Raw genomic sequence first — 20699 nt, forward strand, 5'->3', positions numbered from 1 at the left:
GCTACTTTCCTAATCGTCGCGTTTAATTATTTTCTAATCTTTATTTAATGTTGACTACTTTATCATTGACTATTATGTTTGTCAAACGATTTTAGATAAATGATATTGGTCGTTAAAATTAGCAGGTAGATTTAAATAGTTTGAAATTAGTCAGCGATAATTTAATGCTTCATCAAGATTCCAGTGTGTGTTCTACTAAGACTTCCGGAGCTGGGTGCCAATTGCTGGAACACAGCTGACCCGAACACGTTTCGTCAATATGGCATTAGGGAGTGAACGGCCAGCATTTGAGACGCGATATTTTGACTCAAATCTGCGCCCACCACGTTCCGACAATTGACAAAAATGCCTGTAAGTCGGTGGTAGGACGCTTCAGTCAGACAGGTTTACGCTAATTCGAACTGTTTTCAGCAGTCTTAAGCTGGTCGCTTTTGATCTGAAAATTCATCTCATTAAAAAAGCCCCAAGGTAACCTTGGGGCAACTGTGATTATTCAGCTTGTAAATCTTCCACTTCGATGACTTTAAATTGTTTGCGATTCAAGTTGTCGATAATTCGTTTGAGCTTTTCACTGTCGACATTTTCTGGCAAGGTAAAGAGCGTCCGATAACCGAGTGTCCCGTTTTGGACGTCTAAGGTCAGGCAGCCGGCGATTGAAGTATATTTCGTGATAATCTTAGCCATGGCTGCAAGATCACCACGTTCACCAACGGAGACAACTGTTAAAACATAGCTACCAACATTAACGTTCCAAGATTGTGAGAGCATGTCGAGCAGACGCGTATGAGTGAGAATGCCATAGAAATAGCCGTGTTCATCGAGCACCGCAATGTATGGCAAATCTTTGATGGAGAAGAAGATGTTGTAGAAGGCGGAGTCGACTTGAATCGTTTTCGTGGCATTTTTAAGCAGGGTCGTCACGGGAAGCGACATGTCGCCGCCCCGTGACTTGTGCCGATAGATGTGCATCTTATAGATGTTGCCGCGGAAGATATGACCGGTTTCATCTAAGATTGGAATACAGCGGAAGCCGGAATCCTCCAAGACTTTTAAGGCGTCCTCTAAGGTCGCGTCCGCCGTAATGGTGACGAGGCGTTCTTTAGGCTTTACGAGTGTTTTTAATAGCATAGCAGTTGGTCCCCCAGATTTATTAGTTTGTTTTAATAAATAATACCATAAAACGACCGCTTACACGTATCATTATGACATCAAACGACGGCTAAAAGGGATGAAAAAGCCGGCCTGATAACATTCAGACCGGCTTGGTTAAATTAGATTTAAATTAGAAAACAATGACTGGTGTTCCGACTGGCACGGCAGCAAAAACTTTTTTCATGACAGAAGGTGGGGTGTTCACACAACCATGCGAGCCGTGCTTCTTGTACCAAGTACCACCATATTGAGTTTGCCATGAAGAATCGTGAATTCCTTCGCCAGTGTCATCGAACGGCATCCAATAAGAAACTGGTTGGGAATAACTTGAGCCATCGTCATTATCACCTTTAAGGGTCGCGTTCTTTTCCTTATTCCAGATGTACCAAACACCCGTTGTTGTAGCGTGTTTACCGGGCTTTCCAGTAACGATGTCCGTTGAAACTTTGAGCTTCCCATCAACGTAGACGTACATATGCTGATTTTCTTTATCAACTTCGACGTAGGTGTTGCCGATGTCGGTGCCCTTGTTGTTATATCCGGAACCACTGGTGATTGGTGAGCGGGTAAAGTCCTTGCCTTTCAAAATTTCAGTAGCAAGGGCTTTGGCCTCTGCTTCGGTCTTAATGGTCCAGCCATAAAACCCACCGCTGACGGATACGGTCCCACGCGCCGTACTCTTGAACTGACGCGTCGTATGATAGGTATGATACTTATCATTCAATTGCTTCACGTAAGTCAGAACAGCGTTTTGGTCTAAACTCACTTTGCCTTGCTTATCGACTTTAATCCAACTGAGAATTAGGTCGTGAGGAATCGTGAATTTATGACCGTTGATATTATAGGTGGCCTTTTCGGTAGCGTATTTCGCTGATTTTACTTTGGCCGTCTTTAAACTAGCACTCGTGCTGGTAACGGTCGGAGTGACGTAGGCGTCTTTAAGGGTGATATGACTGTCACCATTACTAATTGCTTTGGTGACGACCGTCTTAAGTTTAGCTTGATCTAATTCGGTTCCTTGAACTTCTTTCTTAATCTCAACTTGGTTATGTTGATAAACTAACTTGGCGTTTTCAGTTTTTGTTCGTTTGGTTTGATTGGCAGTCGTGGTGATTTTTTGTAGTAGGGTTTTCAAATCAGTGTGATTGATGGTTAGTTGTCCAACCGCTGAGCTATCATCAGCCTGAGCCGATTGCAATAGTGCAAGGGGCCAACGCCAGTAGTTTTGTTTGGTCACTAATTTGGTTAAATCTTTTTTAGTATTGATTGTAATACCGGCTGATTTGCTGGTAAATGAGTACTTTGTTTGGCCGTTTTCAATAATTCGATAAGTGCGATGTTCTAAAGCGCGATTAACTTTCGGTGCTGCTTGAGCGGCGGTTTTACCACTGACGTCAACACCAGCGACCGACGTATTACTGAGGAACGTTTGTTGATGTTGCCAGATTAAGCTCGTGGCAACATATCCGATGACGAGGAGACCGAGGATACTGCCCCCAATCATAAGTCCACGTTTATGTTTCATAATTAAGTTGGTCCTCCATATATTCGTAATATTCTCACCTTATAACAGAAGTGAGATGAGTGCAAACTTCAAGGCCGGTAATCGTGATAAGAAAGTTTTAAAAATAGCCTTTAGTGCGTGTTGCGCTTTAATGAATCGCTAAGGTACCCTCAAGCAAACAAAAAAACGCCCGTCTGCTATAGACGAGCGTTCATCATACACTTAATCGTATGAAATGATTATTTATTTTCTAATTCAGCTAAACCGTCGTTAAGCACTTTTTTCAAAGTTGCGGCGGAATCTTGCATCTTCTTGAGTTCGTCAGCTGAAAGTGGTGATTCGATGATTTGTTTCAAACCAGTTCCACCAATCACAGCCGGAGTCCCGATATAAATGTCGTTTAAGCCGTATTGGCCGTCCATGTAGGCACCTACTGGTAAAACGGCATTTTCATCACGTAAAATGGCTTTGGAAATCCGCATTAAAGCAGTCCCGATACCGTAGAACGTGGCACCCTTCAAGTTGATGATGTCGTAAGCTTTGTTACGAACACCATCTTCTAACTTGGCTAAATCTTCGTCAGAAACGCCTTGTTCCTTAGCGACATCGCGAACTGGACGTGTCCCGATGGTTGCAGTTGAGTAAGCAGCAAATTCAGAATCACCGTGTTCACCCATGATGTAAGCATCAACGGAACGAGGATCAACATTGAATTGTTTGCCTAACGCAACGCGTAAACGTGAAGAGTCTAAGGAAGTCCCTGAACCAATGACACGATCCTTTGGGAAACCTGAGAATTTCCAAGTAGCGTAAGTTAAGATGTCAACAGGGTTAGCAGCAACTAAGAAGATGCCGTCAAAGCCGGAGTCAACAACTGGTTTGACAATGGATGATAGGATATTTAAGTTCTTGTTAACTAAGTCTAAACGTGATTCACCAGGCTTTTGAGGCGCACCGGCTGTAATAACAACTAAGTCAGCGTCCTTACAATCTGAATATTCGCCTGAGTAAATCTTCTTGGGAGCGGTGAATGCTTGGGCGTCTTCAAGATCAAGGGCGTCACCCTTTGTCCGATCTTTAACAACATCGACAATTACAAATTCTTCAGCAATTCCTTGTTGTGCCATGGCAAAAGCGTAACTAGAACCAACAGCGCCGTCGCCGACTAACACAACTTTTTGATGATTTGGCATGCTTGACAAAATAAGTCATCCTCTCGTAGTGAAAATTTAGTTTTTACGGTTAAAGTATACCATGTTTGTGCAAAATAAGTGTTAGATTGAGCATGCTTTTAATACAATTATTAACAATGTCCGCAAAACCCTTTGGCGGGCGTCAATAGGCCCTTTGTGGTATACTTATCGCACTTAATAAACGCTAACTTTTGAACACTTGACTGGCGGGCGCGTCGGTCACGGTGTGAGTAGTGGTGCCAATACGACTTAGGTGGTATCGTTACTCAGAGTTGCCGAATCGGGTCGATTACCGGTTCGGCCTGTTTTGGTATGCAAAGTAATAGGAGAAGATAAAATTATGAAAATGATCGTTGGGTTAGGCAACATTGGGCGGCAATATGCCCAGACACGTCATAATGTTGGTTTTATGATTGTGGACGAATTAGCTAGCAAACTAAACGTTACGTTTCAAACGAGTAAATTTGAAGCACAGGTGGCAACGGCTTTTCAAGACGGTGAGAAGATTTTACTGGTGAAACCCGCCACTTATATGAATGATTCTGGACGAGCGGTGGGACCGTTGATGAGCTATTACAATGTTGATCCTGCTGATTTGCTCGTTATACATGATGATTTAGATTTACCACTAGGAAAAGTACGCCTCAAACAAAAGGGATCGGCGGGTGGTCATAATGGCATCAAGAGCATTATTAGTCATGTTGGTGATCAGCACTTCAAGCGCGTTAAAGTTGGTATTGACCATCCTCAGAAGATGAGTGTTGTTGATTACGTGTTGGGGAAATTTACGCCAGCCGAAGTGGCGAAGTTTGACGATGCTAAGATTACGGCGCTAGCGGCGGTCGAAGCTTGGTTAGCAAATGATGATTTTGCGGCAGTTATGAATCAATATAACTAGCCCGGGAGGAAACGACAGAATGGATATTGAAACGATTGTTGAGCAAACGCCCGACTTTCAAACAATTTTAGCAGGTATCAGCCCGCGTAGTCGGCAACTAATCACCGGGTTGAACGGTTCGGCACGAACGGTTTATTTAAGCGCGCTATTTCACCAATTAACGCATTCATTACTGATCGTGACCGATAACGGTTTTCACGCGAGTCAGCTAGTGGATGATTTAACGAGTCTCTTAGATGAAGACCAAGTTTTTTTATTCCCAGCTGAAGAAATGATTGCGACGGAGGTTGCGACAAGTTCACCAGAGTCACGAGCGCAACGGGTCCAGGCTTTAAACGCCTTATTGCGTGACAGTCCGGCAGTGGTCGTGACCTCGGTTGCAGGTGCCCGGCGGTTCTTGCCGCCCGTCGCACAATTTCAAGCAGCCACGTTACCGGTAGCCGTTGGTCAAGATATTGATTTGGAAGACTTGCAGCGGCAACTACACGACATGGGTTACGTTAAGGAAAAGTTAGTCGCACGCCCAGGAGATTTTGCGGTACGGGGTTCAATCGTGGATATTTACCCGTTAGATGCGGACTACCCTTTACGACTGGACTTCTTTGATACTGAAGTTGATACACTGAAGTATTTTGACCCGGAAACGCAACGTTCGGTGGAAAACTTGGATGAGTATACGATTTTACCAGCTACCGACTTTATCCTAACATCAGCTATGCTGCAGGCCGGGGCACAGCGTCTTAAAACGGCGATTGCGGCTGAAAATAAGAAACTCAAGCCAGCCGAACGCCAGACTTTGGCCGATAATTTAGCACAACCTTTAGCTGACATGGAAAAAGGAATTATCGGAAACGATTTATTATTATATGGCGATTATTTATACGACCGGAAAACGAGTATTTTTGACTATGTGGCCGCTGACGGGCTCGTTATCTTCGAAGAATATTCGCGTTTGCTTGATAGTGAGCAGCAGTTATTAACGCAAGAAGCTGACTGGGTTACGGACCAATTGGCACATCACCGGGTGCTGGCAACTGCGAGTTACGGCAATGATATTCGGGATTTGCTCCGGGATGACCAACATGCACAACTCTTGATTTCGCTGTTTCAAAAGGGCATCGGCAACGTCAAACTAGCGCAAGTAACTAACGTGCGCACACGCCCGATGCAGGAATTCTTTGGGCAGCTCCCAGCGTTGAAGACCGAACTGGATCGGTGGCATAAGCTTAAACAGACGGTGGTCTTGATGGTATCAGAGGCTGAGCGTCTGACAAAGGTCAGTGATACACTTGATGATTTTGAAATCGAAGCGGTCATGACTAAGGCCACTAATTTACAACCGGGGGCGGTTCAAATCGTGCAAGGTAGCTTGCAAAATGGATTTGAGTTTCCGGATGGTAAATTAGTCATCGTAACCGAGCAAGAAATGTTCAAGAAGGTGGCTAAGAAGCGTCCACGTCGTCAGACCTTGGCTAATGCCGAACGGTTGAAGAGCTATACGGATCTCAAACCCGGCGATTACGTCGTGCACGTCAATCACGGGATCGGAAAGTACGTTGGTATGGAGACGCTGGAAGTTGATGGTGTCCATCAAGACTACATTACGATTGCGTATCAAAATAATGCGAAGATCTTTATTCCCGTGACCCAGTTAAACCTAGTTCAAAAGTACGTTTCGTCAGAATCAAAGACGCCACGCATCAATAAGTTGGGTGGTACCGAATGGACGAAAGCGAAGCGCAAAGTTGCGGCGAAAATTGAAGATATCGCGGATGAACTAGTCGACCTGTATGCCAAGCGAGAGGCGGAGAAAGGTTACGCCTTTCCACCGGACGATAGTTATCAAGATGATTTCGATAACGATTTTCCGTACCCAGAGACGCCGGATCAAATTCGTAGTATTAATGAAATCAAGCATGATATGGAACGACCGAAACCGATGGACCGCCTATTGGTCGGCGATGTTGGTTATGGGAAGACGGAAGTCGCGTTGCGGGCCGCGTTTAAGGCGATTGAGGCCGGCAAACAAGTGGCCTTTCTAGTGCCAACGACCATTTTAGCTCAGCAACATTATGAAACGATGCTGAATCGGTTTGAAGGCTACCCGATTAACGTTGGCATGCTGTCACGATTCAGAACAACTAAGGAAATGAAAGAGACGGTCCAACAGTTAAAGAGTGGTGAAATTGACATCGTGGTTGGTACGCACCGCTTACTGTCTAAGGACGTCGCGTTTGCTGATCTGGGCCTGCTCATTATTGATGAGGAACAACGGTTTGGGGTCAAGCACAAGGAACGACTGAAGGCCTTGAAGGCTAGTGTGGATGTCTTGACGTTAACGGCAACGCCGATTCCGCGAACATTACACATGTCGATGCTCGGTGTACGGGACTTATCAGTGATTGAGACGCCGCCAACGAACCGTTATCCGATCCAAACGTACGTCATGGAACAGAATTTTGGCGTCATTAAAGAGGGAATTGAACGAGAAATGCAACGTAATGGGCAGGTCTTTTATTTGCATAACCGGGTTCATGATATTGATAAAGTCGTTGCACAGATCAAAGACTTGGTTCCCGACGCGGCGGTGGCCCATATTGATGGTCAGATGCCTGAGTCACAACTCGAAGGGATTCTCTACGATTTCATTCGGGGTGAGTACGATGTGTTAGTGACAACGACGATCATTGAGACCGGGGTTGATATTCCAAACGTCAACACCTTATTTGTGGAAAATGCTGACCGGATGGGACTGTCACAGCTATACCAGTTGCGTGGCCGGATTGGTCGGAGTAGTCGGGTCGCCTATGCTTACTTTACTTATCAGCAAAATAAAGTTTTGACAGAAGTTGGTGAGAAACGGTTACAGGCCATCAAGGACTTTACGGAACTTGGATCTGGCTTTAAAATCGCGATGCGCGACTTGTCGATTCGGGGTGCTGGTAACTTGTTAGGCAAGCAACAGCACGGCTTTATTGACTCAGTTGGTTATGACCTCTATACCCAGATGTTGTCAGAAGCAGTGGCGAAGAAGCGTGGTCAGGCGGCTAAAGTTAAGACCGATGCCACGGTCGAACTTGGAATCGAAGCCTACTTGCCGACCAGCTATATTGAAGATGAACGGCAAAAGATCGAAATTTATAAACGGATTCGCCAGCTGGAGAATAATGATCAGTACATGGAAGTTCAGGATGATTTAATGGATCGGTTTGGTGATTATCCGGTAGAAGTCGCTGGACTATTAGCAGTAGGTAAGCTGAAGTTATTGGCGGATGACGCGCTGATTGAGAAGATTCAGCGTGACGATAGTGAGCTACACCTAACGTTATCCAAACAAGGGACGGCTAAGCTAGATACTAAAGATATTTTTAAGGCCTTGGCAAAAACAAAATTAAAAGCGACAGTTGGAATTGATGATGATAAAATGAAGGTTAAATTAGTCATTCAGCCAAAGATGCAACAGGATGAGTGGCTGGCGCAACTAACACAGTTTGTCGAACAACTGAGTTTGATCTTAGCCGAAGACGATGTCGCTAGTGCGTCTTAGCTCGGTAGTTGTTGTTATGAAGCATGGTTGCACGGGGTGGGTTAAGCGCTATCGAGTGGAACCAATGGCAAATAGCAGGAATTATCGTCTGATGGGGCGTTGTCCTGGCTAGTCAGGGCACGGCTCAAATGAATTAGTATGAGACACCGAGTTGCTCGGTAGAAGGGATTTGTTATGCCAAAGGATCACTTGAACACCGTGTTCAAAGGTGCGTTAATTTTATCGATATCATCATTAGTCGCTAAGATTTTAAGCGCGGTATACCGGATTCCCTTACAGAACATGGTTGGTAATACGGGATTTTACGTTTATCAGCAGATTTATCCGCTGTACGGCATTGGCATGACCTTTGCATTAAATGGATTTCCAAATTTTATTTCTAAGTTAGTGGCAGAACAGCCAGACGAAACGAGTAAGTCGCTGATTGCACGGCGGGCGTTTCATATCTTATCCGGATTATCGTTGGTCGTCTTTTTCGGCTTGCAGCTTGGTGCAACGTGGATTGCGGCCCACATGGGTGACGTTAATCTAGCACCAATCATTAGTGCCGTGGCTTGGATGTTTGTCTTTATGCCATGGTTAGCAACCGGCCGTGGTTACTATCAAGGAAAATTTTTGATGGGACCGACCGCAGTGTCCCAACTGATCGAACAGGTCGTACGGGTCGCAATTATCATCATGGCTGCATATTTCAGTGTCCGTCTCGGTTGGGATAATTATCGGATGGGAACGTGGGCAATGAGTTCAGCGCCACTAGCTGCAATCTGTTCATCACTGATTTTTACTGTTTTTGGTCTACGCTATTTATTGGCGCCCGCACCCGCACCGACCCACCCGTTACCTAGTTATCGCAAATTAACCAAAAGATTTGTAATTGAAGGTGGGACGCTGTGTCTTGTCGCCGCTGTTGTTATCTTACTGCAATTAGTGGATTCATTTACGGTTATGCGGGGCTTGGTGCATCAAGGTCAGTTACCAGAAGTAGCCAAGGCACTAAAAGGGGTCTACGATCGTGGTCAACCTTTGGTTCAGTTAGGGTTGGTGGTGGCGACGGCCTTTTCAGCAACGTTATTGCCTGCTTTGACGGATGCGTTAGCCAAGCGTCAACCGATTGAATTCAAGCGCCAGACACAGGCGATGGTTCACGTTAGTTTAGCATTATCAATGGCAGCGACGGTCGGTCTAGTTGCGTTGATGCCACAAATCAATCGCTTGTTATTTGGTTCATTAGAAGGAACAACGGCATTGCGAATCTATATTATTAGTATTTTATTTGCAGCGTTGATTACGACGTATACAAGTGTGTTACAGAGTTTGAACGAATATACGGCCATGATCATTGGCATCATTGCTGGATTAGCGACAAAAGTGCTGGCTAATTACATCTTCGTGGTCCACTATGGCATCAACGGTGCCAGTGCGGTGACCGTATTGAGCTTGGCCGTGATGTTTGCGGTCATGTGGTTAGGTTCGCCGGAAGACTTGCAGCAGGTGCTATTAGAGAGTGGTTATTTGATAAAATTGCTCGCATTAAGTGCCGTAATGGGTATCGTGGTGATCCTTAGTTGTCATCAAATCACCGCCTTAGTAGGTCCGATACTAGCGAATACGCGTGGAATGGCTGGAATTATAACGGTGATTGGGGTGCTAATCGGTGTGCTGGTGTTTGTTGCCGGGGCCGTCTATGCCCGATTATTCACGATTCGCGAGTGGTTAGTGTTGCCATATGGAAAGCGGCTAATTAAGGCCGTTGCAAAAGGAAAGGAACATCATTCATGAGTATGCGTTTAGATAAGTTTTTAAAGGTTTCACGAATCATCAAGCGGCGCTCTGTTGCTAAAGAAATCGCCGATAAGGGGCGGATTCAAATTAACGGTAAGGTAGCGAAATCTTCCAGTAATGTTAGCGTTGATGATGAACTAATTATTAGTTTTGGAAATAAGACATTAACAGTCAAAGTGACGCAGTTATTGGAAACAACTAAGAAAAATGATGCCGAGCTGATGTATGACATCATCAGCGAAGACTACAAAACGGATTATCGCCAACCATTTAGTGATTAGGTCGGTGTATCCGTTCATCGAAATGGTCGTAAACGTTGACTTAATCAGCATGATGTCGTTTACACCGGCCGATGAAGTTGTTATAATTTAGGCAACCCAATTTGAAAGGACTGGACCAACATGACGAACGGGTCACGTAACAAAATCAAGCAGTTAGATAATGATTATATTCGTCAAGTTGCCACCGACGAGCATGGGCAAGCCCAGCGTGTTGCACAAGTACGGCGGCGACGGTTTATTTTGATTGTTGCGGTGTTCGGAGCATTGATACTATTCTTTGGTTTTCAGTTGATTAATACGCGGTCCAATCTGCACCAGGTAAACCGTCAAGTTGCGACCAGTCAAGTTAAATTAAAAAAGGTGCAGCAAAAAAATAATCAACTTGAGAGTCAGATCAAACAGTTGAATAATAAGGATTACTTACAAAAGTTATTACGTTCAAAGTATGATTATACGAAGAGTGGCGAAACGGTCTACAGCTTACCAAATGATAATGCTGCCGATGTAACTGCCAACTAATCGGGGTTGTGGTCTGCTTTATATGAGTAGACCACTTTTTATTAATTGCTTAAATGTATAACTCAACGTTTCACAAAGTATGCTATACTAAAACCATTATTTCATAGGAGGAACAACTTTTTTTATGGCAATTGAAGTAGGTACAAAAGTCACTGGTAAGGTATCTGGGATTACTAATTTTGGTGCATTTGTAAACTTGGGTAATAATCAAACGGGGCTAGTACACATCAGTGAGGTTTCCGATGGCTTTGTAAAGGACATTCATGATGTCTTGAGCGTGGGCGACGATGTTACAGTCAAAGTGTTATCCGTTGGTGATGACGGTAAGATTGGCTTGTCAATCCGTAAAGCGGTTGACAAACCTCAAGGTGAACATGAACATCATGGCAACCATCAGGGTGGCAACCGGCCAAACAATCATCAAGGTAACAACCATGGTCATGGTGAACGTCAAAGCAATGGCAATCATCACGATCGGTCAAATAATTTCCATAGTCGTGGGGGAAATGGCGGCGGTCGTTACCAATCACGACAACATGAACCTAAGAAGCAGGACTTTGATTCATTGATGTCTGGCTTCTTAAAAGATAGCGAGGATCGGCTAGCAACCTTAAAGCGTAATACTGAAGGTAAGCGTGGTGGCCGTGGTGGTCGTCGTAGCTAAACTTAGTGACTTGCCATTAATCTAGTTAAATTTTGAAGCACGGTGCGGCTATTTAGAGTCACGACCGTGCTTTTTTTATTGAAAATTGCCGATTGTTCAAGGTCAGTCAGCGAGACACGTTGGAAACGGTGTGAGTTACCGTAAACTTGCTTGGCTAGTTCATCTTATGCTATCCAGTCGGAATAATGTTCAAATAGGTGACAAACGACCAGCCAACTAATCGGCAAGTTTTAACAATAAATAAATCCAATGTATTTATAATGAAGTTAGATGGGAGGTTAAGATGACACCAATTCAAAAGTTCAATCGGCAATTAGCTGCAGCCAAACTGTTATCACCACAGCAAACAGTGGTGGTAGCGGTGTCGACTGGGGTCGATTCAATGGTATTGTTGCATTTGTTGCAACGATTGCCAGCAGCGGAACGGCCACGGGTAGTGGTGGCTCATGTTAATCATCATTTACGCGAACAAAGTCAAATGGAAGCGGACTACTTGCGACAATATTGCCAGCAGCAAAACTTGAAGCTAGTCATGGCCGATTGGCTACCCGCGGCACATCCCAAGAGTGGTATTGAAGCAGCTGGGCGTCAGTTTCGGTACCATGTTTTTGCTAAGGTGATGCGGGAAAATCGTGCAACGGCAGTTTTGACTGCGCACCACGCCAATGATCAAGTCGAAACGTATCTGATGAAGCTTGCGCGTGGTGGCGACATCTCACAATTGACAGGAATCGCAACTAGTCGGCCCTTTGCAACGGGCCGATTAATTCGGCCGTTGTTGACGTGGTCGAAAGATCAGCTACGAAACTATGCTGCTGAGCAGCATGTCGTTTATTTTGAAGACGTTACTAATCAAGATGTGGCCTTGACCCGTAATCGGATTCGGCACCGTGTCGTGCCAGAACTTATGACGGTTAATCCCCAGTTATTAAAGCATGTGGCCGATTACCAGCAACAGTTGACAACGCTGTTGATGGCTAAAAAGCAAATGGTCACGGTATTACTGTCGCAGGTCGTAACGGCCACAGGGGCGTTGGTTGTTGATCAGTGGGGCGCACTCCCGAGCCAGTGGCAGTTAGCCGTTTTTGCGACGTGGCTCGAGCAGCAGACGCAACAACTATTCACCGAGTCGAAGTTACAACCGCTGGTCTCGTGGGGACAACGGACGCGGCCTGCCACGAGTAGATTAACGGTAAACGCGGCCTGGGAGTTGTACCGTAACGCTGGTATCATTGAAGCTTTGCCAATAAAAAAAAGGGGTAAAAAGTTAATGCCCCGTGAAAAAATTATGGTAGACTTAAACCAATGGCAGAAAATTACTGCAACCCAAACGGTGGGAATCTTTACGCGGGTGCCAAATGTTGTCAGTCAGCCATTTTGGTTAACAGAAGCCGATTGGCCGCTAGTGTGGCGGCCGTGGCAAGCTGGTGATCGAATCGTTCTCAAGGGCGGTGGTCATCAGCTGGTACGTCGACTGCTGATTGATCGAAAAGTTCCGGCTGAACGGCGTGAACAGGTGCAAGTGTTAGTGAATGCTCAAGGGAACGTTCTGTGGGTGGTCGGTCATAAGTTTAGCTATCGTACGACTGGTACCCAGACAGTATTTTTAGCCTTAAAACACGAGAGTTGAAAGGAGTACATCTGAAACGATGAACAACGACATTGAACGAGTACTTTATAGTCGCGAGGATATCCATCAGGTTGCACAAAAATTAGGAAAAGAACTCACAACTGCATATGCTGGCAAGAACCCATTAATTATTTGCGTACTCAAGGGTGCCGTTTTATTTACCACGGACATTATTCGTGAAATGGATATTTACGCGGATCTTGATTTTATTAATTTATCAAGTTACGGTAATGAAACGATCTCTAGTGGTGAGGTTCAACTAACGAAGGACTTAGATGCTGATGTGACGGGTCGTGATGTGTTAGTCATTGAAGACATCATTGATACCGGGCGGACGTTGAAGTTCTTGATCGATTTGTTGAAGCGGCGCGATGTGAACTCAGTTAAGGTCTGCACGTTATTGGATAAACCAGCTGGTCGACTCGTTGATATTAAGGCAGATTATATTGGTTTTGAAGTACCGAATGAGTTTGTGGTCGGTTACGGTCTTGACTATGCAGAACGCTATCGGAACTTGCCGTACGTTGGGATTTTAAAACCTGCGATTTACGAGCATAAATAATTGGTCAATGATAGTCAAATGTGCTATTATTTAGACTATCGAAGTACTGTATATAAAAGTTTCGATGAAGGAGGCACATATGAACAATCGACGCAATGGACTCTTTCGTAATAGCTTATTTTACATTTTGATGTTTCTGAGCTTGATGGGAATTATCTACTTTTTCTTTGGCGGTAATTCCGGCTCACAAACGCAAAATATTCGTTATAGCGAATTTGTCAAACAATTAGATAAGAATAACGTTAAAAACGTTAGTATCCAGCCTAGTGGCGGCGTCTACAAGGTAACTGGTTCATACCGGAAAGCACGGACGACTTCTTCTGCAAACGCCCTTGGTATCAAGAGCGCATCTACAAAGACGACGTCATTTTCAACAACGATGTTGGAAAACAACTCCACGGTTGACCAAGTTTCTAAGTTGGCGGCTAAGCATGACGTCAAGGTTACGGCTAAGGCCGAAGAATCTAGCGGCATCTGGGTCACGTTATTAATGTACATCGCGCCAGTCATCCTGATGTTATTCCTCTTCTATATGATGATGGGACAAGCAGGACAAGGCGGCGGGAACAACCGGGTTATGAACTTTGGTAAGACCAAAGCAAAACCAGCTGATAGTAAGCAAAATAAGGTTCGTTTCTCAGATGTTGCCGGTGAAGAAGAAGAAAAGCAAGAATTGGTCGAAGTTGTCGAATTCTTGAAAGATCCGCGGAAGTTCGTGTCCTTAGGTGCACGGATCCCATCTGGGGTACTCCTCGAGGGGCCTCCTGGTACTGGTAAAACGTTGCTTGCTAAAGCGGTTGCCGGTGAAGCTGGTGTCCCATTCTTCTCAATCTCTGGTTCTGACTTCGTCGAAATGTTCGTCGGGGTTGGTGCTAGCCGGGTTCGGGACTTATTCGAACAAGCTAAGAAGAACGCCCCATCTATCATCTTTATTGATGAAATTGATGCGGTTGGTCGGCAACGTGGCAATGGTATGGGCGGCGGTCATGATGAACGTGAACAAACCCTGAACCAATTGTTAGTTGAAATGGATGGTTTTACAGGTAATGAAGGTGTCATCGTCATGGCGGCGACAAACCGTTCTGATGTACTTGATCCTGCCTTACTTCGTCCAGGTCGTTTCGACCGGAAGATCTTAGTTGGTCGTCCAGACGTCAAGGGTCGGGAAGCCATCTTAAAAGTCCATGCTAAGAATAAGCCATTAGCAGCTGACGTTGATTTGAAGGAAATTGCCAAGCAAACACCTGGATTCGTGGGTGCCGATTTGGAAAACTTATTGAACGAAGCGGCCTTGTTAGCTGCCCGTCGTAATAAGAAGCAAGTTGACGCTGCGGATCTCGATGAAGCAGAAGATCGGGTCATTGCCGGACCTGCTAAGCATGATCGCGTTGTGAATAAGCATGAACGGGAAACCGTGGCTTATCACGAAGCTGGTCATACGATTGTTGGATTGGTCTTGAATGATGCACGGGTCGTTCATAAAGTAACGATCGTGCCACGGGGTCGTGCTGGCGGTTATGCCATCATGTTACCACGTGAAGATCAGATGTTGATGTCGAAACGTGATGCGAAGGAACAAATGGCTGGTTTAATGGGTGGTCGTGCTGCTGAAGAAATTATCTTTGGGGCGCAATCATCAGGTGCTTCTAATGACTTTGAACAGGCAACGCAAATTGCTCGGGCAATGGTTACTCAATATGGGATGAGTGAAAAGCTTGGTCCTGTTGAGTTAGAAAATGCCAACCAACAAGCAGCTTACCAACAGGGTATGGGTGCGAGTGCCTTTTCACAACATACGGCACAATTGATCGATGATGAAGTCCGGCGTTTGAGCCAAGAAGCGCATCAAACTGCTACGGATATTATCGAATCACACCGTGAACAGCATAAGTTAATTGCGGAAGCCTTATTGAAGTACGAAACATTGGATGAAAAGCAAATTCTCAGTCTGTTTAAGACTGGTAAGATGCCTGAAAAGGATAGTAATGAATTCCCAAGTGAGAAAGCAGCTACCTTCGAAGAATCCAAACGTGAATTGGAACGTCGCGAAGCTGAAAAGCACGCGCAAAACCAAAGTGCGGATGATAAGCAAGCAGACTCAGCTGACACTACGACTAATGTGAGTGTTGCTGAACCAAGTTTCCCAAGTGAATCGGATGCTAGTTCAGAAGTTAGTGCTGACAGTAGTGTCAATTCAACAGCTAATTCAGCCACTGAATCAGCTACCGACAGTGATGTCGCAACTTCAGCCACTGGTTTACCAAATGCTGAAAGTGCCACACCATCATCGCAGGATGATACTAATTCGCAAGCATAGTATTGAATAAAGTAAAATGAAGGAGCTGGGACTTTGTCTCGGCTCCTTTTATGCGTTATGATATTTCAGGAAAATAAATCAATTGCGTTAATTCGGTTATGAGCGTCGGGTCGCAATTAAAGACGGATTGAGATAGGAGTATGATTAAATGGCAGATTATTTAGTAAAAAGCGTCGCGGGTAATGAGATGTTTCGAGCGTACGCAGTTAGCGCAACGGGCGTGGTTGCTGAAGCCCAACGCCGACATGATACCTGGAGTGCAGCATCAGCAGCGTTAGGCCGCAGCTTGGTTGGTACGTTATTATTAGCATCATCGGTTTTAAAGGGTGAAGAACAAATGACCGTTAAAATCAACGGGAACGGTCCTGTTGGTGGTATCGTTGTTGATGGCAATGCTAAAGGTACGGTCAAGGGGTATTTACAGCACCCCCATGTGCACTTGCCTTTGAATGATAAGCATAAGATCGATGTGAAGGCGGCTGTTGGAACTGATGGCTTTTTATCTGTGACTAAGGATCAGGGGGTTGGGGATCCATTCACCGGAACGGTTGCGTTAGTTTCTGGTGAATTAGGCGAAGACTTTACGTATTACTTAGCACAGTCCGAACAGATTCCATCAGCTGTTGGCTTGTCGGTGTTTGTAAATGACGACAATTCGATTGGAGTTGCCGGTGGCTTTTTGGTGCAAGTATTGCCAAATGCGACGGATGAAGCCATCAGCTCGCTAGAAAACAAGCTCAAAGACATGCCGTTAGTCTCCCAATTGATGCGTGATGGTAAGTCACCAGAAGATATTTTGGATTTGTTATTTGATGGTGACGTTAAGGTATTAGATAAAATGCCAGTTAAGTTTGAATGCGATTGTTCTAAAGAACGATTTGCCGAAGCACTAATGGCTTTGCCTAAGCATGAGGTTCAAGCAATGATTGATGAAGATCATGGTGCCACGGCAGTTTGTCATTTTTGTGGGGACCAGTATCAGTTCAGTGAACGCGAACTAGAAGCAGTGCTCTCACGGTCCAAGGGTGACGCTTAATGAATCAAGAGTGGCAGATCGGTGATGTGACGATTCCCAATCGTGTCGTAGTGGCACCGATGGCCGGCGTGACTAACGCGGCCTTTCGAGTAATCTGCAAGGATTTTGGTGCGGGGTTAGTCGTTTGTGAGATGATTTCTGATCGCGGGATCATGTATCATAATCGTAAGACCCTGGAAATGATGTTTGTTGATCCAAAAGAACATCCAATGAGTATTCAAATCTTTGGTGGTTCGAAAGCAACACTGGTTCAAGCCGCCCAGTTTGTCGATCAGCAGACCAATGCTGATATTATTGATATTAATATGGGCTGTCCGGTGAATAAAGTGGTTAAGACTGATGCGGGCGCTAAGTGGCTTTTAAGTCCAGATAAAGTCTACGAGATGGTCGCGGCTGTGACTGCTGCGGTTAATAAACCAGTGACGGTCAAGATGCGAACTGGTTGGGACGCAGAGCACGTATATGCCGTCGAGAATGCGCGGGCTGCCGAACGAGCTGGTGCAGCTGCCGTTGCAATGCATGGACGGACTCGTAAGCAGATGTACCAAGGCCATGCTGATTGGGACGTGTTAAAACGGGTGGCGGATGCCCTCACGATTCCATTGATGGGTAATGGTGACGTTCAGACACCTCAAGATGCTGCGCGGATGCTTGATGAAGTCGGGGCCGATGCCGTCATGATTGGCCGGGCGGTAGAAGGTAATCCGTGGATGCTTACCCAGACAGTACACTATTTAGCAACCGGGGAGTTACTAACGCCACCCACACCGATGGCTAAGATGCAAACGGCAATGGAACATTTGCAGCGGTTAGTGGTTTTAAAAGGTGAGCGGGGCGGATGTCATGAATTCCGTGAACAAGCGCCGTACTATCTAAAAGGCATCCCAAGGTCGGCACGGACCAAAGTGGCTTTAATGGAGGCAAGCTCGTTAGCAGAAATGATGCGCATTTTAACGCAGTTTCAGGAGCAGACGGCAACTTATTTGGCTAGTCACGCGGTAAAGTGAATAATTAACTTGCATTTTGGCGGCGTGATTGTCAAAATTAACATGTAGTGATTGTTTAGGTACGGAATAAATCTGTACGCTAACTAGAAATGGAGGAACACTAGTGGCACGACAAGAACAGACGATGAACGACCAACTGAAGGTTCGTCGCGAAAAAATGGATGAACTGCGTGAAGAGGGGATTGATCCCTTTGGTCACCGGTTCGAACGGACTGATTTAGCCCAGGACTTGCAAGACAAGTATGGGGATATGGATAAGGACGAGCTAGACGCTAAACAAGTGGTGGCAACCATTGCTGGACGGATGCTAGCTAAGCGTGGTAAGGGTAAAGTCGGTTTTGCTGATATCTGGGATCGCTCAGGTAAGATGCAGTTATACATTCGTAAAGATGTAGTCGGCGAAGATACTTACCATATCTTCAAGCGTTCTGATATTGGTGATTTCCTTGGAATTACCGGCCAAGTTTTTAAGACGGACTTTGGCGAATTAACGATTAAAGTAACTGGTTTAACGTTCTTATCAAAGGCGTTACGACCATTGCCAGATAAGTTCCATGGGTTACAGAATGTGGAACAGATCTATCGCCAACGGTATTTGGACTTGATCTCTAACCGCGATAGCTTTGATCGTTTCTTGAAGCGGACGAAGATCATTTCAGCGATTCGGCATCATTTAGACGATCAAGGCTTCACAGAAGTTGAGACGCCAATGTTGCATAATCAAGCTGGTGGTGCGGCAGCACGGCCATTTGTGACTCACCACAATGCGTTGAACATTGATCTCTACTTACGAATTGCGTTGGAATTACATTTGAAGCGCCTGATCGTTGGTGGCATGGAAAAGGTTTATGAGATTGGTCGGGTTTTCCGTAATGAAGGGATGGACCGTGAACATAATCCTGAATTTACCATGATGGAAACTTATGTCGCCTATTTCGACTTCCATGATGTAATGGCTGAGACGGAAGGTATTTTTAAAGCCGCAGCGCAAGCCGTAACTGACGATGGCATTGTCACTTATCATGATCAAAAAGTTGATTTCAATCAACCATTTAAGCAAATTCACATGGTCGATGCGATTAAAGAAAAGACTGGGATTGATTTCTGGCAACCAATGTCAATTGAAGATGCACAAAAATTGGCGGATGAACATCACGTGAAGTATGAACCATACTGGAAAGTTGGTCATATCATTAATGCGTTCTTTGAAGAATTTGTTGAAGACACGTTGAATGAACCAACCTTTGTTTATGGTCATCCAGTTGAAATTTCGCCATTAGCTAAGAAGAATGAAGAAGATCCACGGTTTACTGATCGTTTTGAACTCTTCATCTTAGGTAATGAATACGCCAATGCGTTCAGTGAATTGAATGATCCAATTGACCAACGGCAACGTTTCGAAGCTCAGGCTGCGGAACGGACTGCTGGTAACGACGAAGCTGAACATATTGATGAAGACTTTGTCGAGGCGTTGGAATACGGGATGCCGCCTACTGGTGGGTTAGGTATCGGGATTGATCGGTTGGTTATGTTAATGACGGATGCGGATTCGATTCGTGATGTCTTACTTTTCCCAACGATGCGTCCAGAAGAAGATAAATAATTAGATTTAAAACGGCAGTTAGCTTAGGGTTTCCTAAGCTAACTGCCGTTTTTGTTGGGTCAGATTGAGTAACTTTAGTTCAGAAAGCGATTTATTGAAAAAAAGTTAGATTATTTTTACCCGAACATTATTGAGGTGTTTGGGGGTTAAACTTAAGTAAAAGCGAATTTTATTGTGGTGGTAGATAGGGTTTGAAGTCAATTAACATGATTATGGTTTTAAATACCGTATATTGTCAAAGTGGATTGATTAACATGATATTATTGACTGGTTATTTTTGCATTTTAGGGCTTGCAATTTATCAGGATAATTGGTAAATTAGTATACGTTGTTGAGGCGCACAAAGCGGTTAGCCGCTTGCTTCCAACGAAAATTAATTATAAAAAGTTGTTGACAAGATGTTGATAACTTGATATGATGATTAAGTTGCGTTGAGGTAATCAACGAACGATTTAGACCTTTGAAAACTGAACAAAGTTTCGACGAATCAAATGTGTAGGGTCTCTTGATTTTGAATCAAGAGCAAAACATTTGCGAAGTCAATTCGCTAGCAAATAAATTTTAGTACAACATTAAATGAGCTTTTTAGAACTCATCATTAATTTGAGAGTTTGATCCTGGCTCAGGACGAACGCTGGCGGCGTGCCTAATACATGCAAGTCGAACGAACTCTGGTATTGATTGGTGCTTGCATCATGATTTACATTTGAGTGAGTGGCGAACTGGTGAGTAACACGTGGGAAACCTGCCCAGAAGCGGGGGATAACACCTGGAAACAGATGCTAATACCGCATAACAACTTGGACCGCATGGTCCGAGTTTGAAAGATGGCTTCGGCTATCACTTTTGGATGGTCCCGCGGCGTATTAGCTAGATGGTGAGGTAACGGCTCACCATGGCAATGATACGTAGCCGACCTGAGAGGGTAATCGGCCACATTGGGACTGAGACACGGCCCAAACTCCTACGGGAGGCAGCAGTAGGGAATCTTCCACAATGGACGA

At 44.9% G+C, this 20699-nt stretch carries 15 protein-coding genes and 1 rRNA gene; 13 read left to right on the forward strand and 3 right to left on the reverse strand.

From position 1 onward, the window contains the following. Window positions 1-489: 489 nt before the first annotated feature. The 3 genes from cbpA to MZO41_RS07085 form a co-directional block, all read right to left on the reverse strand. The gene (gene cbpA / locus MZO41_RS07075) at window positions 490-1128 is read right to left on the reverse strand and encodes a cyclic di-AMP binding protein CbpA (RefSeq protein ID WP_003643849.1); all 639 of its coding nucleotides are present in this window, start codon (window positions 1126-1128) and stop codon (window positions 490-492) included. Window positions 1129-1282: 154 nt separating this feature from the next. After that, the gene (locus tag MZO41_RS07080; RefSeq protein WP_022638510.1) at window positions 1283-2677 is read right to left on the reverse strand and encodes a L,D-transpeptidase family protein; all 1395 of its coding nucleotides are present in this window, start codon (window positions 2675-2677) and stop codon (window positions 1283-1285) included. A 218-nt stretch (window positions 2678-2895) separates the two neighbouring features. Then, window positions 2896-3858 (reverse strand): L-lactate dehydrogenase, encoded by a 963-nt coding sequence (locus MZO41_RS07085; protein WP_003642078.1) that lies wholly within the window; start codon window positions 3856-3858, stop codon window positions 2896-2898. 331 nt (window positions 3859-4189) lie between these two features. Between MZO41_RS07085 and pth the strand changes: the two genes are divergently transcribed. From pth to MZO41_RS07150, 13 genes are all read left to right on the forward strand, one after another. Next, window positions 4190-4747, forward strand: a complete 558-nt coding sequence (pth, locus tag MZO41_RS07090; RefSeq protein ID WP_003642079.1) for an aminoacyl-tRNA hydrolase — start codon at window positions 4190-4192, stop codon at window positions 4745-4747. Window positions 4748-4766: 19 nt separating this feature from the next. Further along, on the forward strand, window positions 4767-8294 hold the full coding sequence (gene mfd / locus MZO41_RS07095; RefSeq protein WP_011101049.1) for a transcription-repair coupling factor: 3528 nt from the start codon (window positions 4767-4769) through the stop codon (window positions 8292-8294). 174 nt (window positions 8295-8468) lie between these two features. Then, window positions 8469-10073 carry a putative polysaccharide biosynthesis protein gene (locus MZO41_RS07100; protein ID WP_013355210.1) on the forward strand — a complete coding sequence of 535 codons (1605 nt, stop codon included), beginning with the start codon at window positions 8469-8471 and terminating at the stop codon, window positions 10071-10073. Between the two features lie 2 nt (window positions 10074-10075). Further along, complete coding sequence (locus tag MZO41_RS07105; protein WP_024272511.1) at window positions 10076-10357, forward strand: RNA-binding S4 domain-containing protein; 282 nt, start codon at window positions 10076-10078, stop codon at window positions 10355-10357. A gap of 120 nt (window positions 10358-10477) precedes the next feature. Beyond that, window positions 10478-10876, forward strand: a complete 399-nt coding sequence (locus MZO41_RS07110) for an FtsB family cell division protein (RefSeq protein ID WP_003642083.1) — start codon at window positions 10478-10480, stop codon at window positions 10874-10876. A 124-nt stretch (window positions 10877-11000) separates the two neighbouring features. Beyond that, the gene (locus MZO41_RS07115) at window positions 11001-11540 is read left to right on the forward strand and encodes a S1 domain-containing RNA-binding protein (protein WP_003642084.1); all 540 of its coding nucleotides are present in this window, start codon (window positions 11001-11003) and stop codon (window positions 11538-11540) included. Window positions 11541-11823: 283 nt separating this feature from the next. Then, window positions 11824-13170 carry a tRNA lysidine(34) synthetase TilS gene (gene tilS / locus MZO41_RS07120; protein WP_013355211.1) on the forward strand — a complete coding sequence of 449 codons (1347 nt, stop codon included), beginning with the start codon at window positions 11824-11826 and terminating at the stop codon, window positions 13168-13170. A 19-nt stretch (window positions 13171-13189) separates the two neighbouring features. Further along, window positions 13190-13732 carry a hypoxanthine phosphoribosyltransferase gene (gene hpt / locus MZO41_RS07125; RefSeq protein WP_003642086.1) on the forward strand — a complete coding sequence of 181 codons (543 nt, stop codon included), beginning with the start codon at window positions 13190-13192 and terminating at the stop codon, window positions 13730-13732. A 79-nt stretch (window positions 13733-13811) separates the two neighbouring features. Then, complete coding sequence (gene ftsH / locus MZO41_RS07130) at window positions 13812-16049, forward strand: ATP-dependent zinc metalloprotease FtsH (protein WP_003643854.1); 2238 nt, start codon at window positions 13812-13814, stop codon at window positions 16047-16049. A gap of 148 nt (window positions 16050-16197) precedes the next feature. After that, window positions 16198-17085, forward strand: a complete 888-nt coding sequence (hslO, locus tag MZO41_RS07135; protein ID WP_003642088.1) for an Hsp33 family molecular chaperone HslO — start codon at window positions 16198-16200, stop codon at window positions 17083-17085. Beyond that, window positions 17085-18092 carry a tRNA dihydrouridine synthase DusB gene (dusB, locus tag MZO41_RS07140; protein ID WP_003642089.1) on the forward strand — a complete coding sequence of 336 codons (1008 nt, stop codon included), beginning with the start codon at window positions 17085-17087 and terminating at the stop codon, window positions 18090-18092. Before hslO ends, dusB begins: the two co-directional genes overlap by 1 nt. 103 nt (window positions 18093-18195) lie before the next feature. Beyond that, window positions 18196-19695 (forward strand): lysine--tRNA ligase, encoded by a 1500-nt coding sequence (gene lysS / locus MZO41_RS07145; RefSeq protein ID WP_003642090.1) that lies wholly within the window; start codon window positions 18196-18198, stop codon window positions 19693-19695. Window positions 19696-20294: 599 nt separating this feature from the next. Continuing rightward, window positions 20295-20699 (forward strand): 16S ribosomal RNA (locus tag MZO41_RS07150); the annotation flags it as partial.

The sequence above is a fragment of the Lactiplantibacillus sp. C232 genome (genome assembly GCF_023806725.1).
GTDB classification, from domain to species: Bacteria; Bacillota; Bacilli; order Lactobacillales; family Lactobacillaceae; genus Lactiplantibacillus; species Lactiplantibacillus plantarum.

What these genes read in the sequence shown, in the direction of transcription:
- cbpA (WP_003643849.1), bottom strand. Translation starts at nt 1,128, where the DNA reads ATGCTATTAAAAACACTCGTAAAGCCTAAAGAACGCCTCGTCACCATT.
- MZO41_RS07080 (WP_022638510.1), bottom strand. Translation starts at nt 2,677, where the DNA reads ATGAAACATAAACGTGGACTTATGATTGGGGGCAGTATCCTCGGTCTC.
- pth (WP_003642079.1), top strand. Translation starts at nt 4,190, where the DNA reads ATGAAAATGATCGTTGGGTTAGGCAACATTGGGCGGCAATATGCCCAG.
- mfd (WP_011101049.1), top strand. Translation starts at nt 4,767, where the DNA reads ATGGATATTGAAACGATTGTTGAGCAAACGCCCGACTTTCAAACAATT.
- MZO41_RS07100 (WP_013355210.1), top strand. Translation starts at nt 8,469, where the DNA reads ATGCCAAAGGATCACTTGAACACCGTGTTCAAAGGTGCGTTAATTTTA.
- MZO41_RS07105 (WP_024272511.1), top strand. Translation starts at nt 10,076, where the DNA reads ATGCGTTTAGATAAGTTTTTAAAGGTTTCACGAATCATCAAGCGGCGC.
- MZO41_RS07110 (WP_003642083.1), top strand. Translation starts at nt 10,478, where the DNA reads ATGACGAACGGGTCACGTAACAAAATCAAGCAGTTAGATAATGATTAT.
- MZO41_RS07115 (WP_003642084.1), top strand. Translation starts at nt 11,001, where the DNA reads ATGGCAATTGAAGTAGGTACAAAAGTCACTGGTAAGGTATCTGGGATT.
- tilS (WP_013355211.1), top strand. Translation starts at nt 11,824, where the DNA reads ATGACACCAATTCAAAAGTTCAATCGGCAATTAGCTGCAGCCAAACTG.
- hpt (WP_003642086.1), top strand. Translation starts at nt 13,190, where the DNA reads ATGAACAACGACATTGAACGAGTACTTTATAGTCGCGAGGATATCCAT.
- ftsH (WP_003643854.1), top strand. Translation starts at nt 13,812, where the DNA reads ATGAACAATCGACGCAATGGACTCTTTCGTAATAGCTTATTTTACATT.
- hslO (WP_003642088.1), top strand. Translation starts at nt 16,198, where the DNA reads ATGGCAGATTATTTAGTAAAAAGCGTCGCGGGTAATGAGATGTTTCGA.
- dusB (WP_003642089.1), top strand. Translation starts at nt 17,085, where the DNA reads ATGAATCAAGAGTGGCAGATCGGTGATGTGACGATTCCCAATCGTGTC.